This window comes from Enterobacter cloacae complex sp. 342H5, from assembly GCF_050030905.1.
Classification (GTDB): domain Bacteria; phylum Pseudomonadota; class Gammaproteobacteria; order Enterobacterales; family Enterobacteriaceae; genus Enterobacter; species Enterobacter intestinihominis.
Window position 1 is genome coordinate 338,061 of record NZ_JBLGVB010000001.1, and the last position, 22,586, is coordinate 360,646.

The following is a 22,586-nucleotide window of genomic DNA, read 5'->3' on the forward strand; positions in this document are numbered from 1 at the left end:
AGGAAGGTGCGGTCTGATGCCCTCACCCCGGCCCTCTCCCACGGGGAGAGGGAGAAACACTAGGAAGGCATTGCGATGGCCTGCTTCTCTTCGAGCAGTTTGTCTACCACGCCAGGATCGGCAAGCGTTGAGGTATCACCGAGGTTGCTGGTGTCGCCTGCTGCGATTTTGCGCAGAATACGGCGCATAATCTTGCCGGAACGGGTTTTCGGCAGTGAGTCGGTCCAGTGCAGCACGTCCGGCGTGGCCAGCGGGCCGATCTCTTTACGCACCCAGTTGCGCACCTCGGTATACAGCTCTGGCGACGGCTCCTCGCCGTGGTTCAGGGTGACGTAGGCGTAGATCGCCTGGCCTTTGATGTTGTGAGGTATGCCGACAACTGCCGCTTCGGCAATCTTCGGATGCGACACCAGCGCAGACTCAATCTCCGCCGTGCCCAGACGGTGGCCGGAAACATTCAGCACATCGTCCACGCGTCCGGTGATCCAGTAATAACCGTCTTCGTCCCGGCGCGCGCCGTCGCCGCTGAAGTACATGTTTTTAAAGGTTGAGAAGTAGGTCTGTTCGAAGCGCTCATGGTCGCCGAACAGGGTACGCGCCTGGCCAGGCCAGGAATCGACGATTACCAGGTTGCCTTCGGTGGCCCCTTCCTGAGGATTGCCTTCGTTGTCCACCAGCGCGGGCTGCACGCCGAAGAACGGACGGGTGGCCGAACCGGCTTTCAACTGCGTGGCGCCCGGCATCGGGGTGATCATGAAGCCGCCGGTTTCGGTCTGCCACCAGGTGTCCATCACCGGGCACTTCTCGTTGCCGATCTTCTTCCAGTACCACTCCCAGGCTTCCGGGTTGATCGGCTCGCCCACGGAACCGAGGATGCGCAGGGAAGAGCGGTCGGTCCCTTCGATGGCTTTATCGCCTTCCGCCATCAGCGCACGGATCGCCGTTGGCGCGGTGTAGAGAATGTTGACCTGATGCTTATCGACCACCTGGCACATACGCGCCGGCGTTGGCCAGTTAGGTACGCCTTCAAACATCAGCGTCGTTGCGCCGCAGGCCAGCGGGCCGTACAGCAGGTAGCTGTGACCGGTGACCCAGCCCACGTCGGCGGTACACCAGTAGATGTCGCCCGGATGGTAGTCGAAAACGTATTTAAAGGTGGTGGCCGCGTAAACCAGATAGCCGCCGGTGGTATGCAGCACGCCTTTCGGCTTACCGGTGGATCCGGAGGTATAAAGGATAAACAGCGGATCTTCCGCGTTCATCTCTTCCGGCTGATGCTGGTCGCTTGCGTTTTCAATCAGATCGCTCCACCACAGGTCTCGGCCCTCGTGCCAGTCAATGTTGCCGCCCGTGCGTTTGAAGACAATGACGTTATGGATGGATTTCACGTTCGGGTTTTTCAGCGCTTCATCGACGTTTTTCTTCAGCGGAATGCCGCGCCCGGCACGCACGCCCTCGTCAGCGGTGATCACCAGCTTTGAGTTCGAGTCGACGATACGTCCGGCAACCGCCTCCGGCGAGAAGCCACCAAAAATAACGGAGTGGATCGCGCCGATGCGCGCGCAGGCCAGCATAGCCACCGCGGCTTCCGGCACCATCGGCATATAGATCGCCACCACATCGCCTTTTTTAATGCCCTGGGCCAGCAGCACGTTGGCGAAGCGGCAGACGTCGCGATGAAGCTCTTTATATGAGATGTGTTTGCTCTGAGAGGCATCGTCGCCTTCCCAGATAATGGCCGTTTCGTTGCCGCGTTCGGCAAGATGGCGGTCCAGGCAGTTCGCCGCCAGGTTCAGCGTGCCGTCTTCATACCATTTAATGGAGACGTTGCCCGGCGCGAAAGAGGTGTTCTTTACCTTCTGATAAGGTTTGATCCAGTCGAGGATGTGGCCCTGTTCACCCCAGAATGCGTCAGGGCTGGAAATGGACTGCTGGTATTTCTCCTGGTACTGCTCCGGGCTTATCAGGCAACGGTCCGCAATGTTTGCGGGAATGTCGTGTTTGTGTATTTGGCTCATGGCTTTTTTTCTCCTTGTAAGATGTTAATAATATGTCGCAAAAACGTTAATAGTAGGGGCTTTACAAGCTTTGTTTAGTATTTGGGCGACAGATCACGCAATGTCTGAAGAGTATGAAAATTGAGCGAATGAAACTTTGAAGGGAAATAATTCATCTGAAGAATTATTCACTTTTTTGTTTGTAAAAGTTTTTTCATAACAATCGGTTATTGATGTGGATTGCTATTAATTACCGTCAATGACGCTTTTTGCAGTGAAATGCCTTGTTCTTTAAGGCTTGCGCAGCATGCCGTGCAAATGATACTCATACGGCGCGTTAAAAAATCCCATAAACCAACGCAACACAATTCATACCCTTTCAGTATGTCTCCATATTCATGCAGTTTTGCTGGTGCGGAGATTTCATTGAGGAAGTCAGTTTCTATGAAAAATTTGAAAGTCAGCCTGGCCTGGCAGATCCTGCTGGCCCTTGTGCTGGGCATCTTGCTGGGCAGTTACCTCCATTACCATAGCGACAGCCGCGAGTGGCTGATTGCGAACCTTCTCTCGCCAGCGGGCGATATCTTTATTCATCTGATCAAGATGATTGTTGTGCCGATTGTGATCTCGACGCTGGTGGTCGGTATTGCCGGGGTAGGTGATGCGAAACAGTTAGGCCGCATCGGCGTTAAAACCATTCTCTATTTCGAAGTGATCACCACGGTTGCCATCATTCTTGGTATCACCCTGGCGAACGTGTTCCAGCCAGGTTCCGGGATTGATATGTCGCAGCTGGCGACGGTGGATATTTCGAAATACCAAAGCACCACCGCCGACGTGCAGAGCCATTCGCATGGGCTGATGGGGACTATCCTCTCGCTGGTGCCGACCAACATTATCGCGTCAATGGCGAAGGGCGAGATGCTGCCGATCATCTTCTTCTCGGTGCTCTTTGGTCTGGGGCTTTCTTCCCTGCCCGCGACGCACCGTGAACCGCTGGTAACGGTGTTCCGCTCTATCTCTGAAACCATGTTCAAAGTCACCCACATGGTGATGCGCTATGCGCCGGTGGGTGTTTTTGCGCTGATCGCCGTAACCGTGGCGAACTTCGGCTTTGCTTCCCTGTGGCCGTTGGCGAAGCTGGTGATTCTGGTGCACTTCGCGATCCTGTTCTTCGCGCTGGTGGTGCTGGGGATTGTGGCGCGCCTGTGCGGGCTGAGCATCTGGATCCTGATCCGCATTCTGAAAGATGAGCTGATTCTGGCGTACTCCACGGCAAGCTCCGAGAGCGTGCTGCCGCGTATCATTGAGAAGATGGAGGCCTACGGTGCACCGGCGTCCATTACCAGCTTCGTTGTACCGACCGGTTACTCCTTCAACCTGGATGGTTCAACGCTGTATCAGAGTATTGCGGCAATCTTTATCGCTCAGCTGTACGGCATTGACCTGTCGCTGTGGCAGGAAATCGTGCTGGTGTTGACCCTGATGGTGACCTCAAAGGGTATCGCAGGCGTGCCGGGCGTCTCCTTCGTGGTGCTGCTGGCGACGCTGGGCAGCGTCGGTATTCCGCTGGAAGGCCTGGCGTTTATCGCCGGTGTGGACCGTATCCTCGACATGGCGCGTACCGCGCTGAACGTGGTGGGTAATGCGCTGGCGGTGCTGGTAATCTCCAAGTGGGAACACAAGTTCGACCGTAAAAAAGCGCTGGCGTATGAACGCGAGGTGCTGGGTCGTTTTGATAAAACGGCTGACCAATGATGTAAAAATGCCGGGTGGCGGCTTCGCCTTACCCGGCCTACATAACCGTAGGCCCGGTAAGCGCAGCGCCACCGGGCAATAATTTACTCTCCGCTCAACGCATCAAACTCTTCACACCCGGTATCAAACCCTTCCGTACAGCTCAGGTTTAACCAGTAAAGCGCTTTCTGTTTATTCGGTGTGATAAAGCCTTTCTCACCCTGCCTGAACAGCATGCCTGCCCAGTACTCCGCATAGCCCGTCCGGGACAGAGCCGAACTCCGCTTGAACCACGCCGCAGCCTGCACGTCATCCTGAGGGACTTCAACGCCGTTGGCATAGATCAGCCCCAGCAGCTGTTGCGCGTCTACCGCCGAGTCGCTATCGATGTCTTCGGTCGCCGTTTGCAGCAGTTTAATGGCCTGCGGGTAGTCGGTCTTGCCTGCTTGCGTGTTCACCAGCACCCGTGCCAGCATGATCGCGCCGCGTTTGCTGCCCGCAATGTTTGCCTGTTGGGCCAGAGCTTTGGCCTGTGCGTAGTCGCCCTGCGTAAAGAGGATTTGCGACAGCAGCGCCATGGCGTCGACATTGCCGCCTTTCGCCGCTTTCTCGGCCCACAGCGCGGCCTGCTTGCTGTCGCCGGAGCTGAAGTACGTATCGGCAAGATAATACTGGGCGCGCGCATCACCGGCTTCCGCCTGTTTTCGATACTGGCTGCCTATCTCATCGGCACGGGCAAAGGCGGTTAAAAATAACAACAACAGAAAAATGGCTTTCATGGATTCTTATCATCGGGGTACATGCCGCGCAGTATAATCGCGGTGACAGAAGAAAAAAACGGGTGCGTTAAGACCTCAGTATCCCACAAGCCGGGCGGAACACGCGTTCCACCCGAAGAGGTTAGCCTGCGTTACAGGCTAATTTCGCCGCCACCTCCTGATGTTCACTCTTTATTGAAAACTCACATAACTTACCGCGAGTAATAAAGGTAAAGATCACTATCGTCAGGCAAATAATAAAAACGATGCCTAACGCAGTTTTTAATGGCGTCATGCCTTTTACTCCTTGTGAAAAAAAGAATAAGAGGCTACTCTCAACTTGTTGGGGTTGAGGGGTAGCCTCGGGTTGTACTGACCCCAAAAAGTTGGACAGTTAAACACGAGGCACATAGGTCTGGGTTCGATATTCAATTGGACTCAGACCTTTTAATTTCAGGCTAATTCTTCTGCTGTTGTAGTAGTCAATATATTCCGTAACAGCATCCTTCAGTTCGCTTATATTACTGAACTCGTCAAGATAAAAACACTCCGACTTTAAGGTTCCAAAGAAACATTCCACGACTGCATTATCCAGACAATTGCCTTTTCTGGACATGCTCTGTGTAATGCCTTGTTCTTTAAGGATGTTTTGATACCTTCTCATACGATACTGCCATCCCTGGTCAGAGTGCAGAATAGGATGCTCGTGAGGCTTAAGCTTTTTGAATGCCTGATCGAGCATATTCTCGACCATGTTCATCACAGGTCTTTCCGACAGGCTGTAAGAAATAACTTCGTTGTTGAAGAGATCTATTACTGGAGACAAATACAGCTTTCGCCCATTGACTGCAAATTCAGTAACGTCGGTAACCCACTTCTCGTTTGGCCGTGTAGCCTTGAAATCCCTTTGGAGAACATTGGGGGCGGTTTGCCCTACCTCTCCTCTGTAGGAGCTGTATCGTTTGACCTTAATCGCTGCCTTAAGCGAGAGGGTTCCCATCAGGCGCTGAACGGCTTTATGGTTAATCCGTTCCCCGTCTCGATGGAGAGACAACGTTACCCTACGGTATCCGTAACGACCTTTATTCTCGTGATAAATCTCACCAATACGCTTTTTAACATCCGCATACTTATCAGGCTTGCTGAGAGCCTTTAGATGGTAATAAAACGTACTGCGCGGTATCTCCGCTGCCTTGAGAAGCTCATCAAGAGGGTAAAACTGCCTTAGCTCGTTGAGTACTTTCACTTTTTCGCGGGATGAGCTAAGGCTTTCAGCTTTTTTAGATACGTAAGCCGCATTTCAAGGAATCGAACTTGTCTTTCAAGATCCTCAATACGTCGGTCTTTCGACAGCTCCAATGCTAACGCCGCTTTTTCTGGATCAACTGACATTGTAATGTTTCTTTTGGTGCCGATCTTGAGTGCGCGTAAACCAGCTTCTCCGTGCTCCTCATAGACTTTCAGCCACTTGGCTACAGAACCACTACCAGCAAGCATAAAGTGAGCAGCAGCCTGATTGAGGGACATCTGCTGCTCGGTCACGGCTTTCACGACCTTAATGCGCAACTCTGGATCAGCACTAACGCCTTTAGGTTTGGGAATTAAACCTTTTTCTCCATGTTTTTCATAGAGGGCAACCCACGTCCTGACCTGGGTTCGAGGCACACCAAAACGTGCAGAGATGATCCTGTAACCATCATCAGTTGTGAAGTAGTGATTCACGACTTCAAGGCGCTTTTCGAAGGGGTATTTTGGCTTTGACATATCAGGGACTATTCCATTTCATCGTCCAACAAAATGGGTGCAGTACAGGTAAATGCAAATTTCCCGGGGCTTTCCACTTTCTGTCCCTCAACAATGCTCAAGACAGAAAGTCTTAAGCACCCGCCGCATATCTTATCCCTCTGAATTAAAATGCAAAGATGTAATTAATTTTCGCGCAAATTACATTTTTCTGCGAGACGTCTTCAGAGAAATATATTGTTATTATTAATAGCGATGCCAGAAATAATAATGGGGTGAATATCTCACCCCATTTAGTCAGCGATTAATTAACAGCTTCATCCCATTGCGCTTTCACGCAGGCGGGCTTTCAGCTTGTTATATTCGTCGATCACGTACTGTTCCGCTGCGCGCTGATCCGCTATGGGCTCCACGTTTACGGCGCAGTATTTATACTCCGGCGTTTTGGTTATCGGACTTAAGTTCTCCGTCACCAGCTCGTTACAGGCGCCAATCCACCACTGGTAGGTCATATAGACCGCGCCTTTGTTCGGACGGTCGCTGACCTGCGCGCGGGTAATGATGCGGCCTTTACGCGAGTTCACCCACACCAGCGCTTCATCTTCAATACCGAGCCGTTCGGCATCGGCGGTGTTGATCTGCGCGTAGCCCGGTTCATCCGCCAGCGCCGCCAGCGCGGCGCAGTTGCCGGTCATGGAACGGCAGGAGTAATGGCCCACTTCACGCACGGTGGAGAGCACCATCGGATACTCGTCGGTGAGTTTATCGATCGGCGCGACCCAGTCGCAGGTGAAGAATTGCGCCAGCCCGTTCGGGGTGTCGAATTTTTCTTTAAAGAGGTACGACGTTCCCTGATCCGCCTCTGACTCATCCCGGCATGGCCACTGGATGTAGCCTAGCTCACCCATTTTTTCATAGGTTGCCCCATAAAAGTCCGGGCACAGATGCCGCAACTCGTCCCAGATCTCCTGGGTGTTGTTGTAGTGCATCGGGTAGCCCATGCGGGTGGCGATTTCGCTGATGATCTGCCAGTCCGTTTTCAGATCCCACTTCGGCTCGACAGCCTTGAAGAAGCGCTGGAAGCCGCGGTCTGCCGCCGTATAGACACCTTCATGCTCTCCCCAGGAGGTCGACGGTAAAATCACATCCGCCGCCGCCGCGGTTTTGGTCATAAAGATATCCTGAACAATCACCAGCTCCAGATCCTCAAACCCTTTGCGCACCGCAGACAACTCGGCGTCGGTCTGGAGCGGATCTTCACCCATGATGTAGGCCGCACGCACTTCACCGTGCGCCGCGCGGTGCGGCAGCTCGCTGATGCGATACCCCGTGTGCTCAGGCAGGCTCTCCACGCCCCAGGCCTTCGCGAATTTCTCGCGATTTTCCGGGAATTTGACGTACTGGTAGCCCGGATAGGTGTCCGGCAGCGCGCCCATGTCGCACGCGCCCTGCACGTTATTCTGACCACGTACCGGGTTCACGCCCACATGCGCTTTACCCAGATTGCCGGTCAACATGGCGAGGCTGGTGAGCGAGCGCACGGTTTCCACGCCCTGGTAGAACTGGGTCACGCCCATACCCCACAGAATAGAGGCGGTTTTCGCTCCGGCGTACATCCGCGCCGCCTGGCGGATCTCCTGTGCGCTGACGCCGGTTATCGCCTCAACGGACTCCGGCGTATAGCCTTCGACAATCTTGCGATACTCTTCAAACCCTTCCGTACGGCTTGCGACAAACGCCTGGTCGTAGAGGTTCTCCTCAATAATGACGTGCCCCATTGCATTTAACAGCGCGATGTTCGAGCCGTTTTTCAGTGCGATGTGCATATCGGCAATGCGCGCGGTTTCAATTTTGCGCGGATCGCAGACGATGATTTTCGCCCCGTTCTGTTTGGCGCGAATCACGTGATTCGCGACGATAGGGTGAGAATCCGCCGGGTTATAGCCGAAGATGAACACCAGATCGGTGTTATCTATCTCATTGATGGCATTACTCATTGCGCCGTTACCGACCGACTGGTGCAGACCTGCAACCGATGGGCCGTGTCAGACGCGAGCGCAGCAGTCGACGTTATTGGTACCAATAACGGCGCGCGCGAATTTTTGCATCACATAGTTGGTTTCATTCCCGGTTCCGCGTGAAGAGCCGGTGGTCTGAATCGCATCCGGGCCATACTTGGCCTTGATGGCGCTAAGGCGCGTGGCAACATAATCCAGCGCTTCATTCCAGGAGACGGCTTCCAGCTTGCCGCCGCGCTCGCGGCGGATCATAGGGGTTTTCAGGCGCGGGGTGAGGATTTGGGTATCGTTAATAAAATCCCAGCCGTAGTACCCTTTCAGGCACAGCGTGCCCTGATTGGTTTTACCCTGCGCCGCTTCCGCCCGGACGATTTTGCCGTTATCGACCACCAGGTGGATCTTGCAACCTGAGGCACAATAAGGGCAAACCGTGACGACTTTTTTCATCACTTTGCTCCAGTTAAACAGTTCTTACCTGCCCAATATGCAGCTTCTATGCCATGTTTTTACTATGGGTATTTCCTGACTTTACGACCCTTTGCGGGGCAAAACCCTGACGAAAAACAGCCAATCGTCAAAATTGACGTGTCGAAAGGGCAGGGGATGTGACATGGATTGAATTTCCGTCACGTAAAAAACAATTCGGCTGGAGCCGGCGGCAGAATGGTTCAGACTTAACATAATTCCCTGACGGAAGCATGCGATGAAACCGGCGATTCTGGTGGTTGATGATGATGTCGCAGTCTGCGAACTGCTACAGGATGTGCTCAGCGAGCACGTCTTTACCGTGTTGACGTGTCACACCGGTCAGGAAGCGGTGAACCGTGTCCAGCAGGACTCCGGCATTGCGCTGGTTCTGCTGGACATGATGCTGCCGGATATCAACGGATTACAGGTTTTGCTGCAGATGCAAAAGCGGCGACCGTCGCTACCGGTGGTGATGCTGACGGGGCTGGGAAGTGAATCAGATGTGGTTGTCGGGCTGGAAATGGGCGCTGATGATTACATCGGAAAACCGTTCAATCCGCGCGTGGTGGTCGCCCGCGTTAAGGCGGTGCTGCGTCGTACCGGCGCGCTGGCCGCGGAGCCTGCCGCGCCGCGCGTTGAGGGTATTGCTTTTAACGGCTGGACGCTGGACACCACCCGCTGCGAGCTGAGCGATCCGCAGCGTAATACCGTGCCGTTAACCCAGGGCGAATATGGCCTGCTGCTGGCATTAACGCAAAACGCCCGCCGGGTACTGAGCCGTGAACAGCTGCTTGAACTGACCCACAGCGAAAGCGCCGAGGTCTTTGACCGCACTATCGACGTGCTGATCATGCGGCTGCGGCGAAAAATTGAGGTCAATCCGCACCAGCCTCTGCTGATCAAAACCATTCGCGGTCTGGGCTATGTTTTTGCCACGGACGTTTCCCATCATGAGAAAGCCGCCTGACCGTTCTCCTGAATAAACGTCTGAAGCTCGGCCAGCGTTTTCGCGCCGTCAATTGCATTAGCCGCCAGCAGGCTGGCCCGCGCGCAGGCGTGCGCCAGATAAATACTCTCCGTCAGCGGCAGGGATTCATGGCAGCCGTATAAAAAGCCCGCGCAAAACGCGTCGCCCGCGCCGACGCTGCCGATAATCTCGTCCTGCGTCAGCTTCCACGACGGAACCCATTGCCCTTTTTCACCCGGCGATTCACCCCATGCCCCTTCCGGACAGTGGATCACCACCCGCTGCCGCACGCCTGCCGCCAGCAGCTGTGCGGCAGCGTCGGCGATATGGGCCATGTTCAGCGCATCATGGCCGTCGCGGATCTCAAGCCCGCTAAACTCACCGGCTTCCAGCTCGTTAATCACCAGATAATCAAGATGGCGCAGGGCAGGGAGCACCAGCGGCTGATAGCGCGGGTCGCCCTTGCGGGACACCAGATCGAGCGAGGTTTCATACCCCTGATCGTGCATCTGTGCCAGTAACCGCGCGCTGCGGGTGCCAAATTCCTCGTCCGGCATATCCAGGCTGTCGAGCAGCAGCAGATAGCCGAGATGGAAGATCTTCAGCGATCCGTCTAAACGATCGAAGGCGGGAAGATCCAGCAGGCGGTTGGCGCCCGGCGAGTGGAAAAAAGTGCGCTGTCCGCTGGGGTCGGTCATCACCTGCGACATCGACGTTGGGGAGAACGTCGTGCGCTGCACGCGCTGGCGATTGACGTGATACTGGTCGAGCATCGCCAGAATATAGTCTCCGTCGCTGTCTTCCCCAATCAGCCCCATCGCCTGTAACGGCAGGCCGACGTGCATTTTTGCCAGCGTCAGCAGAACGTTGAGCGGCGCACCGCCGGTTGAGCGTTCGCTGTGGGTGATTTCTGCCAGCCAGCCGCGCTCCGGCCACTGTACGATCTGGTGGACGTGATCCACCAGCATATTGCCTGCGGCGACGATCCCTTTGCGTTCCATTAGGCCTGCCCCGCACTGCCGAAGATGCGCATCTGTTCCGCAACCGTATCGGTAATGGCCTCTTCAATGCCCAGCAGCAGCTCGGCAAACTCATCGTAAAGCGGTTGGCGGTTCGCCATGCGTTGCTCAACGGCGGCAAGTGCGGCCTGCGACATGCCGGTATAAAAATTGATTTTATGAATACCGAGTTCAATGGCGCGGCGGAAATCAGTGTCGCTTATGCCAGAGCCACCGTGTAAAACCAGCGGCAGGCCCGTCTGCTGGCGAATGGCGTCCAGACGCGGAAAATCAAGCTTCGGCTCGCCCTTGTATTTGCCGTGCGCGTTGCCAATGGCAACCGCCAGCGCATCGATGCCGGTTGAATCAACAAATTCGCGCGCCAGTTGCGGGTCGGTAAAGAAGGCTTCATCCGCATGACCGTACAGCGCGCCACCTTCATCCCCGCCTACCGCGCCCAGCTCCGCCTCTACCGAGACGCCCACCGCGTGGCACATCTTCACCACTTCCCGGGTCTGGCGGATATTTTCCTCATAGCTCAGCGTGGAGCCGTCGAACATCACCGAGCTGAACCCTAAACGCAGGGCGCGCACCACCGCCTCAAAATGCAGGCCGTGGTCGAGGTTCAGCACCACGGGAATATCGTGGCGGGCAGCTTCGAATTTCACCGCTTCTACCAGCGACTCCAGAGACACGTACTTAAAATGCACTTCGGCGATGTTGATGATAAACGGCGAGCGTTCCTGCTTCGCGGCGGCAAACAGCGCGCGCAGAAAATGGGAGTCGAGCACGTTGAACGCGCCCAGGGCGTAGCGGTGTTCCCTGGCGTGGGCCAGACCGTCGGCAAGAGAAATCAATGGCATCATTCACTCCTTATATCCGAAAGAGGGTGTACTCGTTGCACAGCACCAGCACCGCCGGTTCGTCTTCTTCAATGGTGTTGTAGCGGTCAATGGGCTGTAAAAAGTGGTTGTCGTGTTCATCGTCATTGACCGACGACACTTCGCCCACCAGCACGTCACCAAAGCCGCGTTCACCCCAGAAACTGTGGTACAGGCCGGGCGTCAGGCAGATGCTCTCCCCAGGCGTGAGGCGCAGCTGGCTGCCGGGCGCGTGCGTCTGCCGACAGCCGTCTATCGTGACGGTCACGTCGGTGTTTTCGGTCTCTTCATGCGCGCCCGCATTCCATAACTCAATAATCAGATTCCCGCCGCCGCGGTTAATAATGTCCTCCCGCTTGCGCCAGTGAAAATGCATCGGCGTCACCTGGCCGTCGCGGACGTGCATGATTTTTTCGGCATAGCACTTTTCATAGGGCACGCCGTTGGGGGAGCCGTTGCGCAGGGTGAACAGCGTTAACCCCTGTGCAGCGAAGTTGTTGCCACCAAATGCCGTCACGTCCCAGCCGAGCCTGAGGTCAAACACCTCCTGCCATGCTGCCTGGTCAAGCTGCTGCCATTTTGTCGGCGGAAAGCTGGCAAACGGCGGGAGATGCACGCCGTGCATGGAGAAGAACTGCCGCGTGTGGCCGAGGATTTCATTTATGTCGGAGCGTTTCATGGGGACTCCTTGAGTTTTTGCCGCCCCCTTACCCTAACCCTCTCCCCAAAGGGGAGAGGGAACTTGAACACCCTCTCTCCTTTGGGGAGAGGGCCGGGGGTGAGGGGCTTACTTAACCGTCCACCCCTTATACGTGCCGACGTTCTTTTTATCGATCATCGTCACCGGGATCAGCACAGGCTCTTTCGGCGCAGGTTTGCCCTGAAGAATGTCATAGCCGATCTCCACCGCCTTCGCCGCCATCACCTGCGGATCCTGCGCCGGCGTCGCCACAAACAGGGAGTTTTCGCGCTTCAGGGCTTCTTCACCGTCCGGGCTGCCATCCACGCCAACGATAAAGAACTCGTTGCGCTGCGCCTGCTTCGCGGCCAGATCGGCGCCGATTGCGGTAGGATCGTTAATCGCGAATACGCCGTCGATCTTCGGATTGGCCGCCAGCAGGGAGGTCATGACCTCCAGGCCGCCTTCGCGGCTGCCTTTGGCGTTCTGATTATCCGAGAGCACTTTGATATCCGGGTGGCGCCTGAACTCGGTCTGGCAGCCCTCCACGCGGTTTTGTACCGCAGAAACCGGCGGTCCGTTGATGATCACCACGTTGCCTTTACCTTTCAGGCGGTCGGTAATGTACTTACAGGCCATTTCTCCCGCCTGAGTGTTATCGGAGGTGATGGTCGCATCGGCCCCTTCCGCCGCCACGTCCACCGCCACGACCACGATCCCCGCCTCTTTAGCGCGTTTTACCGCGGGGCCGATCCCTTTGGAATCCGCGGCATTGAGGATGATCATGTCTACTTTCGCCGCAATGAAGTTATCGATCTGCGACACCTGCTGGCCCAGATCGTACCCGCTGGAGACCAGCGTCACCTTGACGTTATCTCCCGCCAGCTTGCGCGCTTCCAGCTCGGCACCTTTGGTGATCTGCACGAAGAACGGGTTAGCCAGGTCACCCACCGTCACGCCGATGGATTTCAGATCTTTTGCCTGCGCAAACGGAGTTGCGGCCAGCAGCGCGCCAGCACAGAGCGCGGTCACTAAGGGCTTCAATCTCATGCTGTATTCCTCACGTAGGGTATTGTTGTTATGCACTTTGATGGTGTCGGGTACGGTATTTGTCGATCAGCACCGCTATGATGATCACCGCCCCTTTGATCACCAGCTGCCAGAAATAGGAGACGCCCATCAGCGTCATGCCGTTGTTGAGGGTGGCGATGATCAGCGCGCCCACCAGGGTGCCGGTGATCGTGCCGATCCCGCCGACGAAGCTGGTGCCGCCGAGGATCACCGCCGCAATCGCATCCAGCTCGTACCCCGTGCCGAGGTTGCCGTTGGCGCTGTAGAGACGTGAAGCGCTCATCACGCCGCCTAAGCCCGAGAGCAGGCCACTCATGCCGTAGACAAACAGCAGCACCAGCCAGACCTTAATGCCGGTTAAGCGTGCCGCCTGCATGTTGCCACCAACCGCATAGATGTGAACGCCGAGGGTGGTGCGGCGCAGGATGAACCAGCACACCACAATCACCGCCAGGGCGATCACCACCAGCCACGGAATCGGGCCGAGGTAGTTATTGCCGATCCACTCGAAGTTAATGTTGGAGTTAATAACCGTCGTGCCGTCCGCCAACAGGTAGGCCGCGCCGCGCAGCGCCGTATAGGTGCCGAGCGTGACGATAAACGGCGGAAGTCCGGCGAAGGCCACCAGCGCACCGTTGAACAGCCCCAGCACCATACCGAGCATCAGCGCCGCCGGAATGGAGAGCATCGCAAATTCAGGGATAAGCGAGACCACCATCGCCGCCACTGCCGTGGTGCCCAGAATCGAGCCCACGGAGAGGTCAATCCCGCCGGTCAGGATGATGAAGGTCATCCCGGCCGCCAGGACAATGTTGATCGACGCCTGCCGGGTAATGTTGAGCAGGTTGCTCTCGGTGAAAAAGTTCGGGGCGATAAAGCCAAATACCGCCACAATCAGGATTAAAATCGGCAAAATGCCGATCGTTTGCATCAGATCGCTCATCAGCATTTTTTTGGCGGAGGCGGATTTCGCCACCTGCTGCGGATGGGTTGGAGTTGTCATAATTACACCGCCTGATGATGTGTGTCGTTTACGCCGGTTGCCAGCGTCATGATGTTTTCCTGAGAGATGTCGCGCCCGTGCAGTTCACCCGCAATGCTGCCTTCCCGCATCACGTACACCCGGTCGCTCATCCCTACTACTTCCGGCAGCTCGCTGGAGATCATCAGTATCGCAACGCCTTTGCGCGCCATCTGGTTCATGATGCGGTAGATCTCGCTTTTTGCGCCGACGTCTACGCCGCGCGTGGGCTCGTCCAGAATCAGAATGCGCGGGCCTATCGCCACCCAGCGGGAGATCAGCAGTTTTTGCTGGTTGCCGCCGGAGAGCCCGCCCGCGCGCACCTGTGAATGGGGCACGCGGATATTGAGCAGGGCGATGGCGTCATCGGAAATCGACTGCGCTTTTTTGCGGTTCAGCCAGCCGAAGGTGGCGTCGCGCTCCAGCGTCGCCATAGTGATGTTCTCCTGCGCCGCCAGCTCCAGAAACAGACCTTGCTCCTTGCGGTTCTCGGTAAGAAAACCGATGCCGTTCTCAATGGCCGCGCGCGGGGAGTGGATCACCACCGGTTCGCCGTCCACCTCAATCATGCCGCCGGTGGCTTTGCGCACGCCGAAGATCAGCTGCGCCAGCTCGGAACGCCCGGCCCCGACCAGACCCGCCAGTCCGACGATTTCACCGGAGCGCACCTGCAAACTACAGGGCTGCACTTTTTTGCCGTCGGTGAGGTGGTGGATGTTAAGACGCGGGCTGCCGAGGGGAATATCGCGCTCTTTGTTAAACAGATCGCTGAGCGGACGGCCCACCATCATGCGCACCAGCTCGGAGGCGTTGAGCCTGTCGCGCGTCAGGCTGCCGACGTATTGCCCGTCGCGCAGCACGCTGACGCGGTCCGAGAGTTCATACACTTCCGCCATCCGGTGGCTGATGTAAATAATCGCCATGCCTTCATCGCGCAGGCGCAAAATCAGTTCGAACAGACGGTGGGTTTCGCGTGAGGAGAGGGCGGCGGTAGGTTCGTCCATCACCAGAATGCGGCTGTTGCGGTGCAGGGCGCGGGCGATCTCCACCTGCTGCTGCTCGGCGATCGTCAGCTTCATGACCAGGTCGGTGGCGCTGAACTGCGCACCGAGGCGGTCAATGACCGCCTGCGCCTGGGCAGCCATCTCTTTGCGCTGGACCAGCCCGCCGCGCGACAGCTCGCTGCCGAGAAAAATGTTTTCTGCCACGGTCAGGTTAGGAGCAAGCTGCATCTCCTGATAAATCAGGGTAATGCCTGCGGCCAGCGCATCCTTCGGACCTTTGATGTGAAATGGCTTGCCGTCGATGAGGATGTCGCCGCTGCTGGCGGTATAGGCTCCTGCGAGGATCTTCATCAGCGTGCTTTTTCCGGCGCCGTTTTCCCCCATCAGCGCGTGGATCTCACCGGGGAAAACCGTCAAATCCACGCCCTTGAGCGCGTGGAAATTGCCAAAGGTTTTGGCAATGTGGCGCATCTCTAAAACCGGGGTTCTGCTCATGGCGGATCTCCTGTGAATGTCGATATCTGCACTTCATCACAGGCGCGTAAATGCAAAATGTCAGAAGCTGTTCATATTTGTCATAGTTATGAATAGCTAATCGCCATCACATTTTCCTTTTCCCTCTCCCTGTGGGAGAGGGCCAGGGTGAAGGCACCAATCCGCAGAGGAGCCCAAACCCATGTCTTCACGCCCCCCGTTCTTCACCAGCGCCCGCGGACGCCTGCTGATTTTTAATCTGCTGGTGGTCGCCGTCACGCTGATGGTCAGCGGTGTGGCGGTGCTCGGCTTTCGTCACGCCAGCCAGATCCAGGAGCAGGTCCAACAGCAAACGCTGGATGACATGACCGGCAGCATGAACCTCGCCCGTGATACCGCAAATGTGGCAACGGCGGCGGTGCGGCTGTCGCAGGTGGTCGGTGCGCTGGAGTACAAAGGCGAAGCCGAGCGGCTGAAACAGACGCAGATGGCGCTGCGCCACTCGCTGGATCAACTTGCCGATGCGCCGCTGGCGCAGCAGGAGCCGGCGCTGGTGGCGCGAATTATTCGCAGGAGTAATGAATTACAGCAGAGCGTGACGGGAATGCTGGAGCGCGGGCAAAAGCGGCATCTGGAGCGTAACGCGCTGCTCAGCTCGCTCTATCAAAGCCAAAGCTACCTGCGTCATTTGCAGGATATCAACCGCCGTTACGCGAGCAATGTGCCAGACGCCCGACAGCTTGCAGAGATGGACAGGCTGATCGTTGCCGCCATTGATACCCCTTCACCGCGCGCCACGGTGCAGCAGCTGGATGCAGTAACCGCGGGGTTATCCGCGAGCGCCCTGCAACCGGTGGCCAACCTGGTGCTCCCGGATTTTAATGATGAGCTGCGCAAGCTCGCACCACTGTCGACGCAGCTGGAGGAGAGCGAACTGTCCATCAGCTGGTACATGTTCCACATCAAGGCGCTGGTGGCGATATTAAACAGCGACATTAATCAGTACGTTGAACAGGTGGCGCAGGCTTCCCGGCTTCGCACGGCCCAGAGCCATCACGAGCTGCAATCCATCAGCGTGTTTATCAGCATCTTCGCGGTGCTGGCGCTGATCATCACCGGCTGTGCCTGCTGGTATATTTACCGCAATCTGGGCTCCAACCTGACGGCTATCTCAAGGGCGATGTCGCGCCTCGCTCATGGGGAGCAGGATGTGTCGGTGCCCGCGCTACAGCGGCGTGATGAGCTGGGGGAACTGGCGCGCGCGTTTAACGTTTTCGCCCGCAATACCGCTTCGCTGGAGCACACCACGCGGCTGCTGAAGGAGAAGACCTCACAGATGGAGGTTGACCGCATCGAACGTCAGGGGCTGGAGGAGGCGCTGCTGCACAGCCAGAAAATGAAGGCGGTCGGGCAACTGACGGGTGGCCTGGCGCATGATTTTAATAACCTGCTGGCGGTGATTATCGGCAGTCTGGAGCTGACCGATTCGGCATCACCGGACGCGCCGCGCATCACCCGTGCGCTTAAAGCCGCGGAACGCGGAGCCATGCTCACCCAGCGTCTGCTGGCCTTCTCGCGCAAGCAATCCCTGCATCCCCATGCGGTAGAGATGAAGCCGCTGCTGGAGAACCTGAGCGAGCTGATGCGGCACTCGCTTCCCGCCACGCTGACGCTGGATATTGAAGCGCAAACCCCGGCGTGGCCCGCATGGATTGACGTCAGCCAGCTGGAAAACGCCATTATCAACCTGGTAATGAACGCCCGTGACGCAATGGAGGGGCAATACGGTGTGATCAAAATCCGCACCTGGAACCAGCGTGTGACCCGCAGCGACGGGCGCAGGCAGGATATGGTCGCGCTGGAGGTGATTGACCACGGCTGCGGGATGTCGCAGGAGGTGAAATCGCAGGTCTTTGAACCGTTCTTCACCACCAAACAGACCGGCAGCGGCAGCGGGCTAGGGCTGTCGATGGTGTACGGCTTTGTGCGCCAGTCGGGTGGTCGCGTTGAGATCGAAAGCGCGCCGGGGCAGGGAACCACCGTGCGGCTCCAGCTGCCGCGCTCGACGCTGCCCGCGTTCTCCGATGATGTCGTGCTGGCGACCACGGCCCCGGCAGAAAGTGAGCTGCTTGTGCTGGTCCTGGAAGATGAGGCGGGCGTGCGGCAGACCCTGTGCGAGCAACTGCACCAGCTTGGCTACCTGACACTTGAAGCCGAAAACGGCGAGCAGGCGCTGAACATGCTGGACGCGTCGCCGGATATCGGTATGTTTATCAGCGACCTGATGTTGCCGGGCGGCCTGAGCGGTGCGGAGGTGATCGGCCATGTACGCAGCCACTATCCGCAGTTGCCGGTTCTGCTGATCAGCGGGCAGGATTTGCGCCCGGCGCATAACCCGCAGCTGCCGGACGTTCCGTTACTGCGAAAACCGTTCACCCGCGCACAGCTGGCGCAGGCGCTGCGCAAGGTGATGGTAATTTGAGATTCCTCCGCTACTCCCGCTAACAGCCAGTCATTACTTTAAGGCCAGTTCACCTGCGAGTCTGGCCTTATGAAACGTTACTCTACCGTCCTGTTATTTGGTCTGCTGACTTTAACCAGCCAACTGGCGCATGCCGATGTGATTGATGATGCTATTGGCAATATTCAGCAGGCGATCAACGACGCCTATAACCCCGGCAGCAGCCGTAATGACGATGACGACGATCGTTACGATCGCAGCCGTCAAACCGACAGCCGCCAGTACGACGATCGTCGCCGGCAGTTAGAAGACCGACGCCAGCGCTTAGACGAGCGTCAGCGGCAGCTGGATGACGACCGGCGTCGGTTAGAGGAGGATGAGCGCCGGTTAGAGGATGATTACGATCGGTGGTAAACCCCGGTATCGCAACGCGTAGGCCGGGTAAGGCGCAGCCGCCACCCGGCAAAACCTAATCCAGCACCAGCACCATCCCGTCATACCCCGCTTCAATGCCGGACGGCAGCGGGTTATCCATCATCCAGACGTCAAACTGATGGCTGATATGCGTCAGGATCACCTGCGGACAGCCAATCACCTCGTTCAGCGCAATCACCGTATTCAAATCACAGTGGTTGCGCGGCGTCTCCTGGCGCGGTTCATGGCTACAGTCAATAATCATCGCCTGCGGCTGATTATTTAGCAGAAATGTCACCGTTTTATCCGGTAGCCCGGCGGTATCAGAAAGCCACGCCACGCGACTGTGGGCGGACTCCAGCAGATAGCCAAATGTGAGTTTTGAATGGTTGAGCGGCAGCGGCGTGACCCGCAAGCCCTGAAGTTCAAACGTCACAAACGGCTCCACCGTGTGGCTGAAATCCAGAAGGCCCGGATGTTTGAACAGGTCGTCACAGCCTGCGTCGTCCGGCGGACCGTAAACCGGAATGGTCGCCCCCACGCCCCAGCGCAGAGGAAACAGCCCCTGAACGTGATCCATATGATAATGGGTAAGCAAAAACTGCCTGAAACTCCCTGCGGGCCAGTCGTCCATCAGGTGTGGAATACCCGCGTCCAGCAAGGTGACCGCATCGTTGAATTTCACCGCCGCGCTGCAGGGGCGACGGCGATAATTTTCCTGTAAACGCGCCCGTCGGCACGCCGCGCAGTCGCAGCCAAACACCGGCACCAGCTGCGCCCCTCCCGTTCCTGTTAGCGTGATCGTCAGACTCATAACGCACCTCTACAGCGGTTTGGTGAAGCGGAAATGGCTTTGCGTATACCCTTCACGAACATAAAAACGGTGCGCGTCCACGCGCTTCACGCTGGTGGAAAGCTCGGTCAGCTCGGCGCCTGCCTGGCGTGCGATCTCCTCTGCCCAGGCCAGCAGCTGGCTGCCCACTTTCAATCCGCGCGCCTGCGGCATCACCACCAGCTCCTGGATCTCGCCGATCCAGCGGGCGTGGTGCAGGTGAAACTGCATGTGCAGGCCGATCATCCCGATGATCTTCCCGTCCAGCTCGGCCAGCTGGTAGCGCATATTGTGATCCTGCAAGTTGGCCAGATACCCGGCGTGAAACGCCTGATGATCGAACTCGGCCTGCTTAAGTTCGCAGATCAGAGCGTAAACGATCGGCGCATCGTTGGCGGTGGCGGGGCGAAGCTGGCAGTCAGGCATGCTGTTTCTCCTTCTGGCGAATAAGCGATAGAAAGGTCTCGACTGACTGTAGCAAACTTCCGTCGTTATTGAGGAGATGGCAACCCGACGGGGTGTAGCGCGCCGCCCGTTCCAGCCGCTGGTCGATCTCGCGTGCGTTTTCGCGCCCCCGCTTTTGCAGCCGGCTACGCAGAACCTCCGGGGAAACCTGCAAACAGACCGGGAGCAGCGCCGCTTCGTACCGGGCGCGAGCCTGCGGGAGATGCGCCCGTGAGCCGTTAACCAGCACGTCGAACCCCGCGTGCAGCCAGAGGTCGATCTCAATGCCGACGCCATAGTAGTAACCGTTGGCATGCCAGCTTAGCGCCAGCAGGTTTTGTCCGGCGCGGGTAAAAAACTCCTGCTCGCTCAGGGCGATATGGTTTTCGCTTCCGGCGTTGGCATCGCGCGTGATATAGCGGTGCGCCACCAGCAGCTGTGAGTGTTCCCGCTGCCGTAACGCCGACAGCAGGCTGTCCTTCCCGGAGCCGGACGGGCCCATTAACCAGATGAGTCTTCCCATCAGAACACCCTTTTTCCCTGACGCCAGACGTGGTCGATATGAATGTGCTCGCCCTTACGGTGCGCCAGCACCAGATCGGCCCGTTTCCCCTCGGCGATTTCCCCGCGATCGTGAAGATTAAGCGCCGAGGCCGGGTTTTTCGTCACCAGGCGAATCGCCTGCGGCAGCGTGAAGCTATTGCCTTCGTCGTCCGCGACGCGGAAGGCCGCGTCCAGCAGGCTGGCGGGGTAATAGTCAGATGAGAGGATATCCAGCAGGCCGAGGGAGGCGAGCTTGCTTGCCGCCACGTTTCCGGAGTGCGACCCGCCGCGCACGATGTTCGGCGCACCCATTAGCACGTTCATGCCATGCTTACGCGATGCCTCTGCCGCCTCGAACGTGGTGGGAAATTCGGCGATCACGCTCCCAAGCTGGTGGGATTCGCGAACATGGTCGTGCGTGGCATCATCATGGCTGGCCAAGGCAATATTACGGTCACGGCACATCGCGGCAATGGAGAGACGATTCGGCTGCGACCACCGCGCCGCAAGCTGGAGCTGCTCTTCTTCATAGCGCGCCATCTCGGCATCATTGAGCGCGTATTTGCCCTGATAGTATTCGCGATACTTTTCAATGTTGGCGAACTGGCGCTGCCCCGGCGAGTGATCCATCAGGGAAACCAGCGAGACCGGCTCGCGGCCCACCAGCTTTTCAAACAGCGGCAGGGTAGTGTGGTGCGGCAGCTCGCAGCGCAGGTGCAGGCGGTGCTCGGCGCGGTTGAGGCCGCGCTTTTGCGTCTCCTCCACGGCGTTGATCATCTTCTCCAGGTTCTCCAGCCGATCGCCGCCGTCGCGCACGTCGCCGATCGCCACCGCGTCCAGCACCGTGGTGATGCCGCTGGCGACCATCAGCGCGTCGTGGCTGCTCATCGCTGAATGCGCGGGCCAGTCGACCTTCGGGCGGGGCGTGAAAAATTTATCAAGATTATCGGTATGCAGCTCAATCAGCCCCGGCAGCAGCCAGCCGCCTTCGCCATCCATCGCGTCCGGTGAGCGGCTCTGGGTTTCAGCAAACGCGCGGATGACACCGTCCCGGACCTCAACCGAGCCGTTCACGACCTCATTTTCCAGTACCAGCCTGACGTTATTGATAATCATACGTTTGTCCCCATCGGGTGCAGTCTGTCCGCCACGCGATGGCGTACGGCGTCGTCGTGGAAGATCCCGACGATCGCCGCGCCGCGCGCTTTGGCCTGTTCGATCAGTTCCATCACCGCTGCGCTGTTCTTACTGTCGAGCGAGGCGGTGGGTTCATCCAGGAGTAAAATCGGGTAATCGACGATAAAGCCGCGGGCGATGTTCACGCGCTGCTGTTCGCCGCCGGAAAAGGTCGACGGGGCGAGGTGCCACAGACGCTCCGGTACGTTGAGACGCGTCAGCAGGCTGGCGGCTTTAGCGGCGCAGGTTTCGCGCGGCACGCCGAGATCCAGCAGGGGCTGCATGACCACGTCCAGGGCAGAGATCCGCGGGATCACCCGCAGGAACTGGCTGACCCAGCCGATCGTCGAGCGGCGTACTTCCAGCACCTTGCGCGCGGGAGCCTGGACCAGATCGACCCATTCATTGTTATGGCGGATATAAATATGGCCTTCGTCCGGCAGGTAGTTGGCATACAGGGAGCGCAGCAGGGTGGATTTTCCGCTGCCGGAATGGCCATGCAGCACCACGCATTCGCCGTTGCTGACCTCTAATGAGGCATTTTGCAGTACCGGCAGGCGGACACCGTTTTGCTGGTGGAGCACAAAGGTTTTACTGACATTTTCAACGTGGATCATTTTTGCCTCGCGATTTGTTTTGCCGGGTGGCGGCTTCGCCTTACCCGGCCTACGGGTGCGGTGTTCGTTTTGCCGGGTGGCGGCTTCGCCTTACCCGGCCTACGGGTGCGGTGTTCGTTTTGCCGGGTGGTGGCTTCGCCTTACCCGGCCTACGGGTGCGGTGTTCGTTTTGCCGGGTGGTGGCTTCGCCTTACCCGGCCTACGGGTGCGGTGTTCGTTTTGCCGGGTGGCGGCTTAGCCTTACCCGGCCTACGGGTGCGCTGTTCGTAGGCCGGGTAAGCGC

The 22,586-nt window shown here is 57.6% G+C and carries 20 protein-coding genes; 4 read left to right on the top strand and 16 right to left on the bottom strand.

Going from position 1 to position 22,586, the window contains the following annotated elements:
- Positions 1 to 59: 59 nt before the first annotated feature.
- Positions 60 to 2,018, bottom strand: coding sequence for an acetate--CoA ligase (acs, locus tag ACQG03_RS01660; RefSeq protein ID WP_023299100.1), 1,959 nt, complete (start codon positions 2,016 to 2,018; stop codon positions 60 to 62).
- Between the two features lie 423 nt (positions 2,019 to 2,441).
- Between acs and gltP the strand changes: the two genes are divergently transcribed.
- Positions 2,442 to 3,755, top strand: a complete 1,314-nt coding sequence (gene gltP / locus ACQG03_RS01665; RefSeq protein WP_022646765.1) for a glutamate/aspartate:proton symporter GltP — start codon at positions 2,442 to 2,444, stop codon at positions 3,753 to 3,755.
- An 83-nt stretch (positions 3,756 to 3,838) separates the two neighbouring features.
- On the opposite strand, the gene ACQG03_RS01670 is transcribed toward gltP, so the two are convergent.
- The 4 genes from ACQG03_RS01670 to fdhF form a co-directional block, all read right to left on the bottom strand.
- The gene (locus ACQG03_RS01670; RefSeq protein WP_038415085.1) at positions 3,839 to 4,513 is read right to left on the bottom strand and encodes a tetratricopeptide repeat protein; all 675 of its coding nucleotides are present in this window, start codon (positions 4,511 to 4,513) and stop codon (positions 3,839 to 3,841) included.
- Between the two features lie 121 nt (positions 4,514 to 4,634).
- On the bottom strand, positions 4,635 to 4,787 hold the full coding sequence (locus ACQG03_RS01675) for a Hok/Gef family protein (protein ID WP_023299102.1): 153 nt from the start codon (positions 4,785 to 4,787) through the stop codon (positions 4,635 to 4,637).
- Between the two features lie 99 nt (positions 4,788 to 4,886).
- Positions 4,887 to 6,256 (bottom strand): IS3-like element ISKpn8 family transposase gene (locus ACQG03_RS01680; RefSeq protein WP_085949440.1). Its coding sequence is split into 2 segments (ribosomal slippage): positions 4,887 to 5,776 and positions 5,776 to 6,256, totalling 1,371 coding nucleotides; the frame shifts between segments, so codons are not numbered across the junction.
- A gap of 296 nt (positions 6,257 to 6,552) precedes the next feature.
- Positions 6,553 to 8,700 (bottom strand): formate dehydrogenase subunit alpha, encoded by a 2,148-nt coding sequence (gene fdhF / locus ACQG03_RS01685; RefSeq protein ID WP_080465274.1) that lies wholly within the window; start codon positions 8,698 to 8,700, stop codon positions 6,553 to 6,555.
- Between the two features lie 256 nt (positions 8,701 to 8,956).
- Here fdhF and ACQG03_RS01690 point away from each other — a divergent pair, with 256 nt between their 5' ends.
- A complete protein-coding gene (locus tag ACQG03_RS01690; RefSeq protein ID WP_022646769.1) occupies positions 8,957 to 9,688 on the top strand; it encodes a response regulator in 732 nt (243 codons plus the stop codon).
- Here ACQG03_RS01690 and ACQG03_RS01695 read toward each other — a convergent pair.
- From ACQG03_RS01695 to ACQG03_RS01720, 6 genes are all read right to left on the bottom strand, one after another.
- Entirely contained in the window at positions 9,670 to 10,689 is a 1,020-nt protein-coding gene (locus ACQG03_RS01695) for a carbohydrate kinase family protein (protein ID WP_426726064.1), read from the bottom strand. The two genes, ACQG03_RS01690 and ACQG03_RS01695, sit on opposite strands and share 19 nt — an antisense overlap.
- On the bottom strand, positions 10,689 to 11,549 hold the full coding sequence (locus ACQG03_RS01700) for a ketose 1,6-bisphosphate aldolase (RefSeq protein ID WP_048965641.1): 861 nt from the start codon (positions 11,547 to 11,549) through the stop codon (positions 10,689 to 10,691). The genes ACQG03_RS01695 and ACQG03_RS01700 overlap by 1 nt, the downstream gene beginning before the upstream one ends.
- Before the next feature lie 10 nt (positions 11,550 to 11,559).
- Entirely contained in the window at positions 11,560 to 12,246 is a 687-nt protein-coding gene (locus ACQG03_RS01705) for a D-lyxose/D-mannose family sugar isomerase (protein ID WP_063163965.1), read from the bottom strand.
- Positions 12,247 to 12,354: 108 nt separating this feature from the next.
- Positions 12,355 to 13,296, bottom strand: a complete 942-nt coding sequence (locus tag ACQG03_RS01710) for an ABC transporter substrate-binding protein (protein ID WP_003860240.1) — start codon at positions 13,294 to 13,296, stop codon at positions 12,355 to 12,357.
- Between the two features lie 28 nt (positions 13,297 to 13,324).
- On the bottom strand, positions 13,325 to 14,320 hold the full coding sequence (locus ACQG03_RS01715) for an ABC transporter permease subunit (RefSeq protein ID WP_003860239.1): 996 nt from the start codon (positions 14,318 to 14,320) through the stop codon (positions 13,325 to 13,327).
- 2 nt (positions 14,321 to 14,322) lie between these two features.
- Complete coding sequence (locus ACQG03_RS01720) at positions 14,323 to 15,837, bottom strand: sugar ABC transporter ATP-binding protein (RefSeq protein ID WP_063163964.1); 1,515 nt, start codon at positions 15,835 to 15,837, stop codon at positions 14,323 to 14,325.
- Positions 15,838 to 16,018: 181 nt separating this feature from the next.
- Here ACQG03_RS01720 and ACQG03_RS01725 point away from each other — a divergent pair, with 181 nt between their 5' ends.
- On the top strand, positions 16,019 to 18,298 hold the full coding sequence (locus tag ACQG03_RS01725) for a hybrid sensor histidine kinase/response regulator (RefSeq protein WP_063163963.1): 2,280 nt from the start codon (positions 16,019 to 16,021) through the stop codon (positions 18,296 to 18,298).
- Between the two features lie 69 nt (positions 18,299 to 18,367).
- Positions 18,368 to 18,691 (top strand): DDRRRQL repeat protein YjdP, encoded by a 324-nt coding sequence (gene yjdP, locus ACQG03_RS01730; protein WP_063163962.1) that lies wholly within the window; start codon positions 18,368 to 18,370, stop codon positions 18,689 to 18,691.
- Positions 18,692 to 18,746: 55 nt separating this feature from the next.
- Here the strand turns inward: yjdP and phnP are convergent, their stop codons facing one another.
- The 5 genes from phnP to phnL are packed head-to-tail and all read right to left on the bottom strand — an operon-like array spanning position 18,747 to position 22,303.
- Positions 18,747 to 19,505 carry a phosphonate metabolism protein PhnP gene (phnP, locus tag ACQG03_RS01735; protein WP_023305273.1) on the bottom strand — a complete coding sequence of 253 codons (759 nt, stop codon included), beginning with the start codon at positions 19,503 to 19,505 and terminating at the stop codon, positions 18,747 to 18,749.
- 9 nt (positions 19,506 to 19,514) lie between these two features.
- On the bottom strand, positions 19,515 to 19,949 hold the full coding sequence (gene phnO / locus ACQG03_RS01740) for an aminoalkylphosphonate N-acetyltransferase (protein WP_063163961.1): 435 nt from the start codon (positions 19,947 to 19,949) through the stop codon (positions 19,515 to 19,517).
- Positions 19,942 to 20,493 (bottom strand): ribose 1,5-bisphosphokinase, encoded by a 552-nt coding sequence (gene phnN, locus ACQG03_RS01745; RefSeq protein WP_032621424.1) that lies wholly within the window; start codon positions 20,491 to 20,493, stop codon positions 19,942 to 19,944. Before phnN ends, phnO begins: the two co-directional genes overlap by 8 nt.
- Positions 20,490 to 21,626, bottom strand: a complete 1,137-nt coding sequence (gene phnM, locus ACQG03_RS01750; RefSeq protein WP_038415093.1) for an alpha-D-ribose 1-methylphosphonate 5-triphosphate diphosphatase — start codon at positions 21,624 to 21,626, stop codon at positions 20,490 to 20,492. The genes phnN and phnM overlap by 4 nt, the downstream gene beginning before the upstream one ends.
- Entirely contained in the window at positions 21,623 to 22,303 is a 681-nt protein-coding gene (gene phnL, locus ACQG03_RS01755) for a phosphonate C-P lyase system protein PhnL (RefSeq protein WP_063163960.1), read from the bottom strand. The genes phnM and phnL overlap by 4 nt, the downstream gene beginning before the upstream one ends.
- Between the last annotated feature and the right edge of the window lie 283 nt (positions 22,304 to 22,586).

Excerpts from the sequence above, each read along its gene's own strand:
- acs (WP_023299100.1), bottom strand. The coding sequence starts at position 2,018 with ATGAGCCAAATACACAAACACGACATTCCCGCAAACATTGCGGACCGT.
- ACQG03_RS01670 (WP_038415085.1), bottom strand. The coding sequence starts at position 4,513 with ATGAAAGCCATTTTTCTGTTGTTGTTATTTTTAACCGCCTTTGCCCGT.
- ACQG03_RS01710 (WP_003860240.1), bottom strand. The coding sequence starts at position 13,296 with ATGAGATTGAAGCCCTTAGTGACCGCGCTCTGTGCTGGCGCGCTGCTG.
- ACQG03_RS01695 (WP_426726064.1), bottom strand. The coding sequence starts at position 10,689 with ATGGAACGCAAAGGGATCGTCGCCGCAGGCAATATGCTGGTGGATCAC.
- yjdP (WP_063163962.1), top strand. The coding sequence starts at position 18,368 with ATGAAACGTTACTCTACCGTCCTGTTATTTGGTCTGCTGACTTTAACC.
- phnL (WP_063163960.1), bottom strand. The coding sequence starts at position 22,303 with ATGATCCACGTTGAAAATGTCAGTAAAACCTTTGTGCTCCACCAGCAA.
- gltP (WP_022646765.1), top strand. The coding sequence starts at position 2,442 with ATGAAAAATTTGAAAGTCAGCCTGGCCTGGCAGATCCTGCTGGCCCTT.
- ACQG03_RS01700 (WP_048965641.1), bottom strand. The coding sequence starts at position 11,549 with ATGCCATTGATTTCTCTTGCCGACGGTCTGGCCCACGCCAGGGAACAC.
- phnO (WP_063163961.1), bottom strand. The coding sequence starts at position 19,949 with ATGCCTGACTGCCAGCTTCGCCCCGCCACCGCCAACGATGCGCCGATC.
- ACQG03_RS01690 (WP_022646769.1), top strand. The coding sequence starts at position 8,957 with ATGAAACCGGCGATTCTGGTGGTTGATGATGATGTCGCAGTCTGCGAA.
- ACQG03_RS01705 (WP_063163965.1), bottom strand. The coding sequence starts at position 12,246 with ATGAAACGCTCCGACATAAATGAAATCCTCGGCCACACGCGGCAGTTC.
- phnP (WP_023305273.1), bottom strand. The coding sequence starts at position 19,505 with ATGAGTCTGACGATCACGCTAACAGGAACGGGAGGGGCGCAGCTGGTG.
- ACQG03_RS01675 (WP_023299102.1), bottom strand. The coding sequence starts at position 4,787 with ATGACGCCATTAAAAACTGCGTTAGGCATCGTTTTTATTATTTGCCTG.
- ACQG03_RS01715 (WP_003860239.1), bottom strand. The coding sequence starts at position 14,320 with ATGACAACTCCAACCCATCCGCAGCAGGTGGCGAAATCCGCCTCCGCC.
- ACQG03_RS01725 (WP_063163963.1), top strand. The coding sequence starts at position 16,019 with ATGTCTTCACGCCCCCCGTTCTTCACCAGCGCCCGCGGACGCCTGCTG.
- phnM (WP_038415093.1), bottom strand. The coding sequence starts at position 21,626 with ATGATTATCAATAACGTCAGGCTGGTACTGGAAAATGAGGTCGTGAAC.
- ACQG03_RS01720 (WP_063163964.1), bottom strand. The coding sequence starts at position 15,837 with ATGAGCAGAACCCCGGTTTTAGAGATGCGCCACATTGCCAAAACCTTT.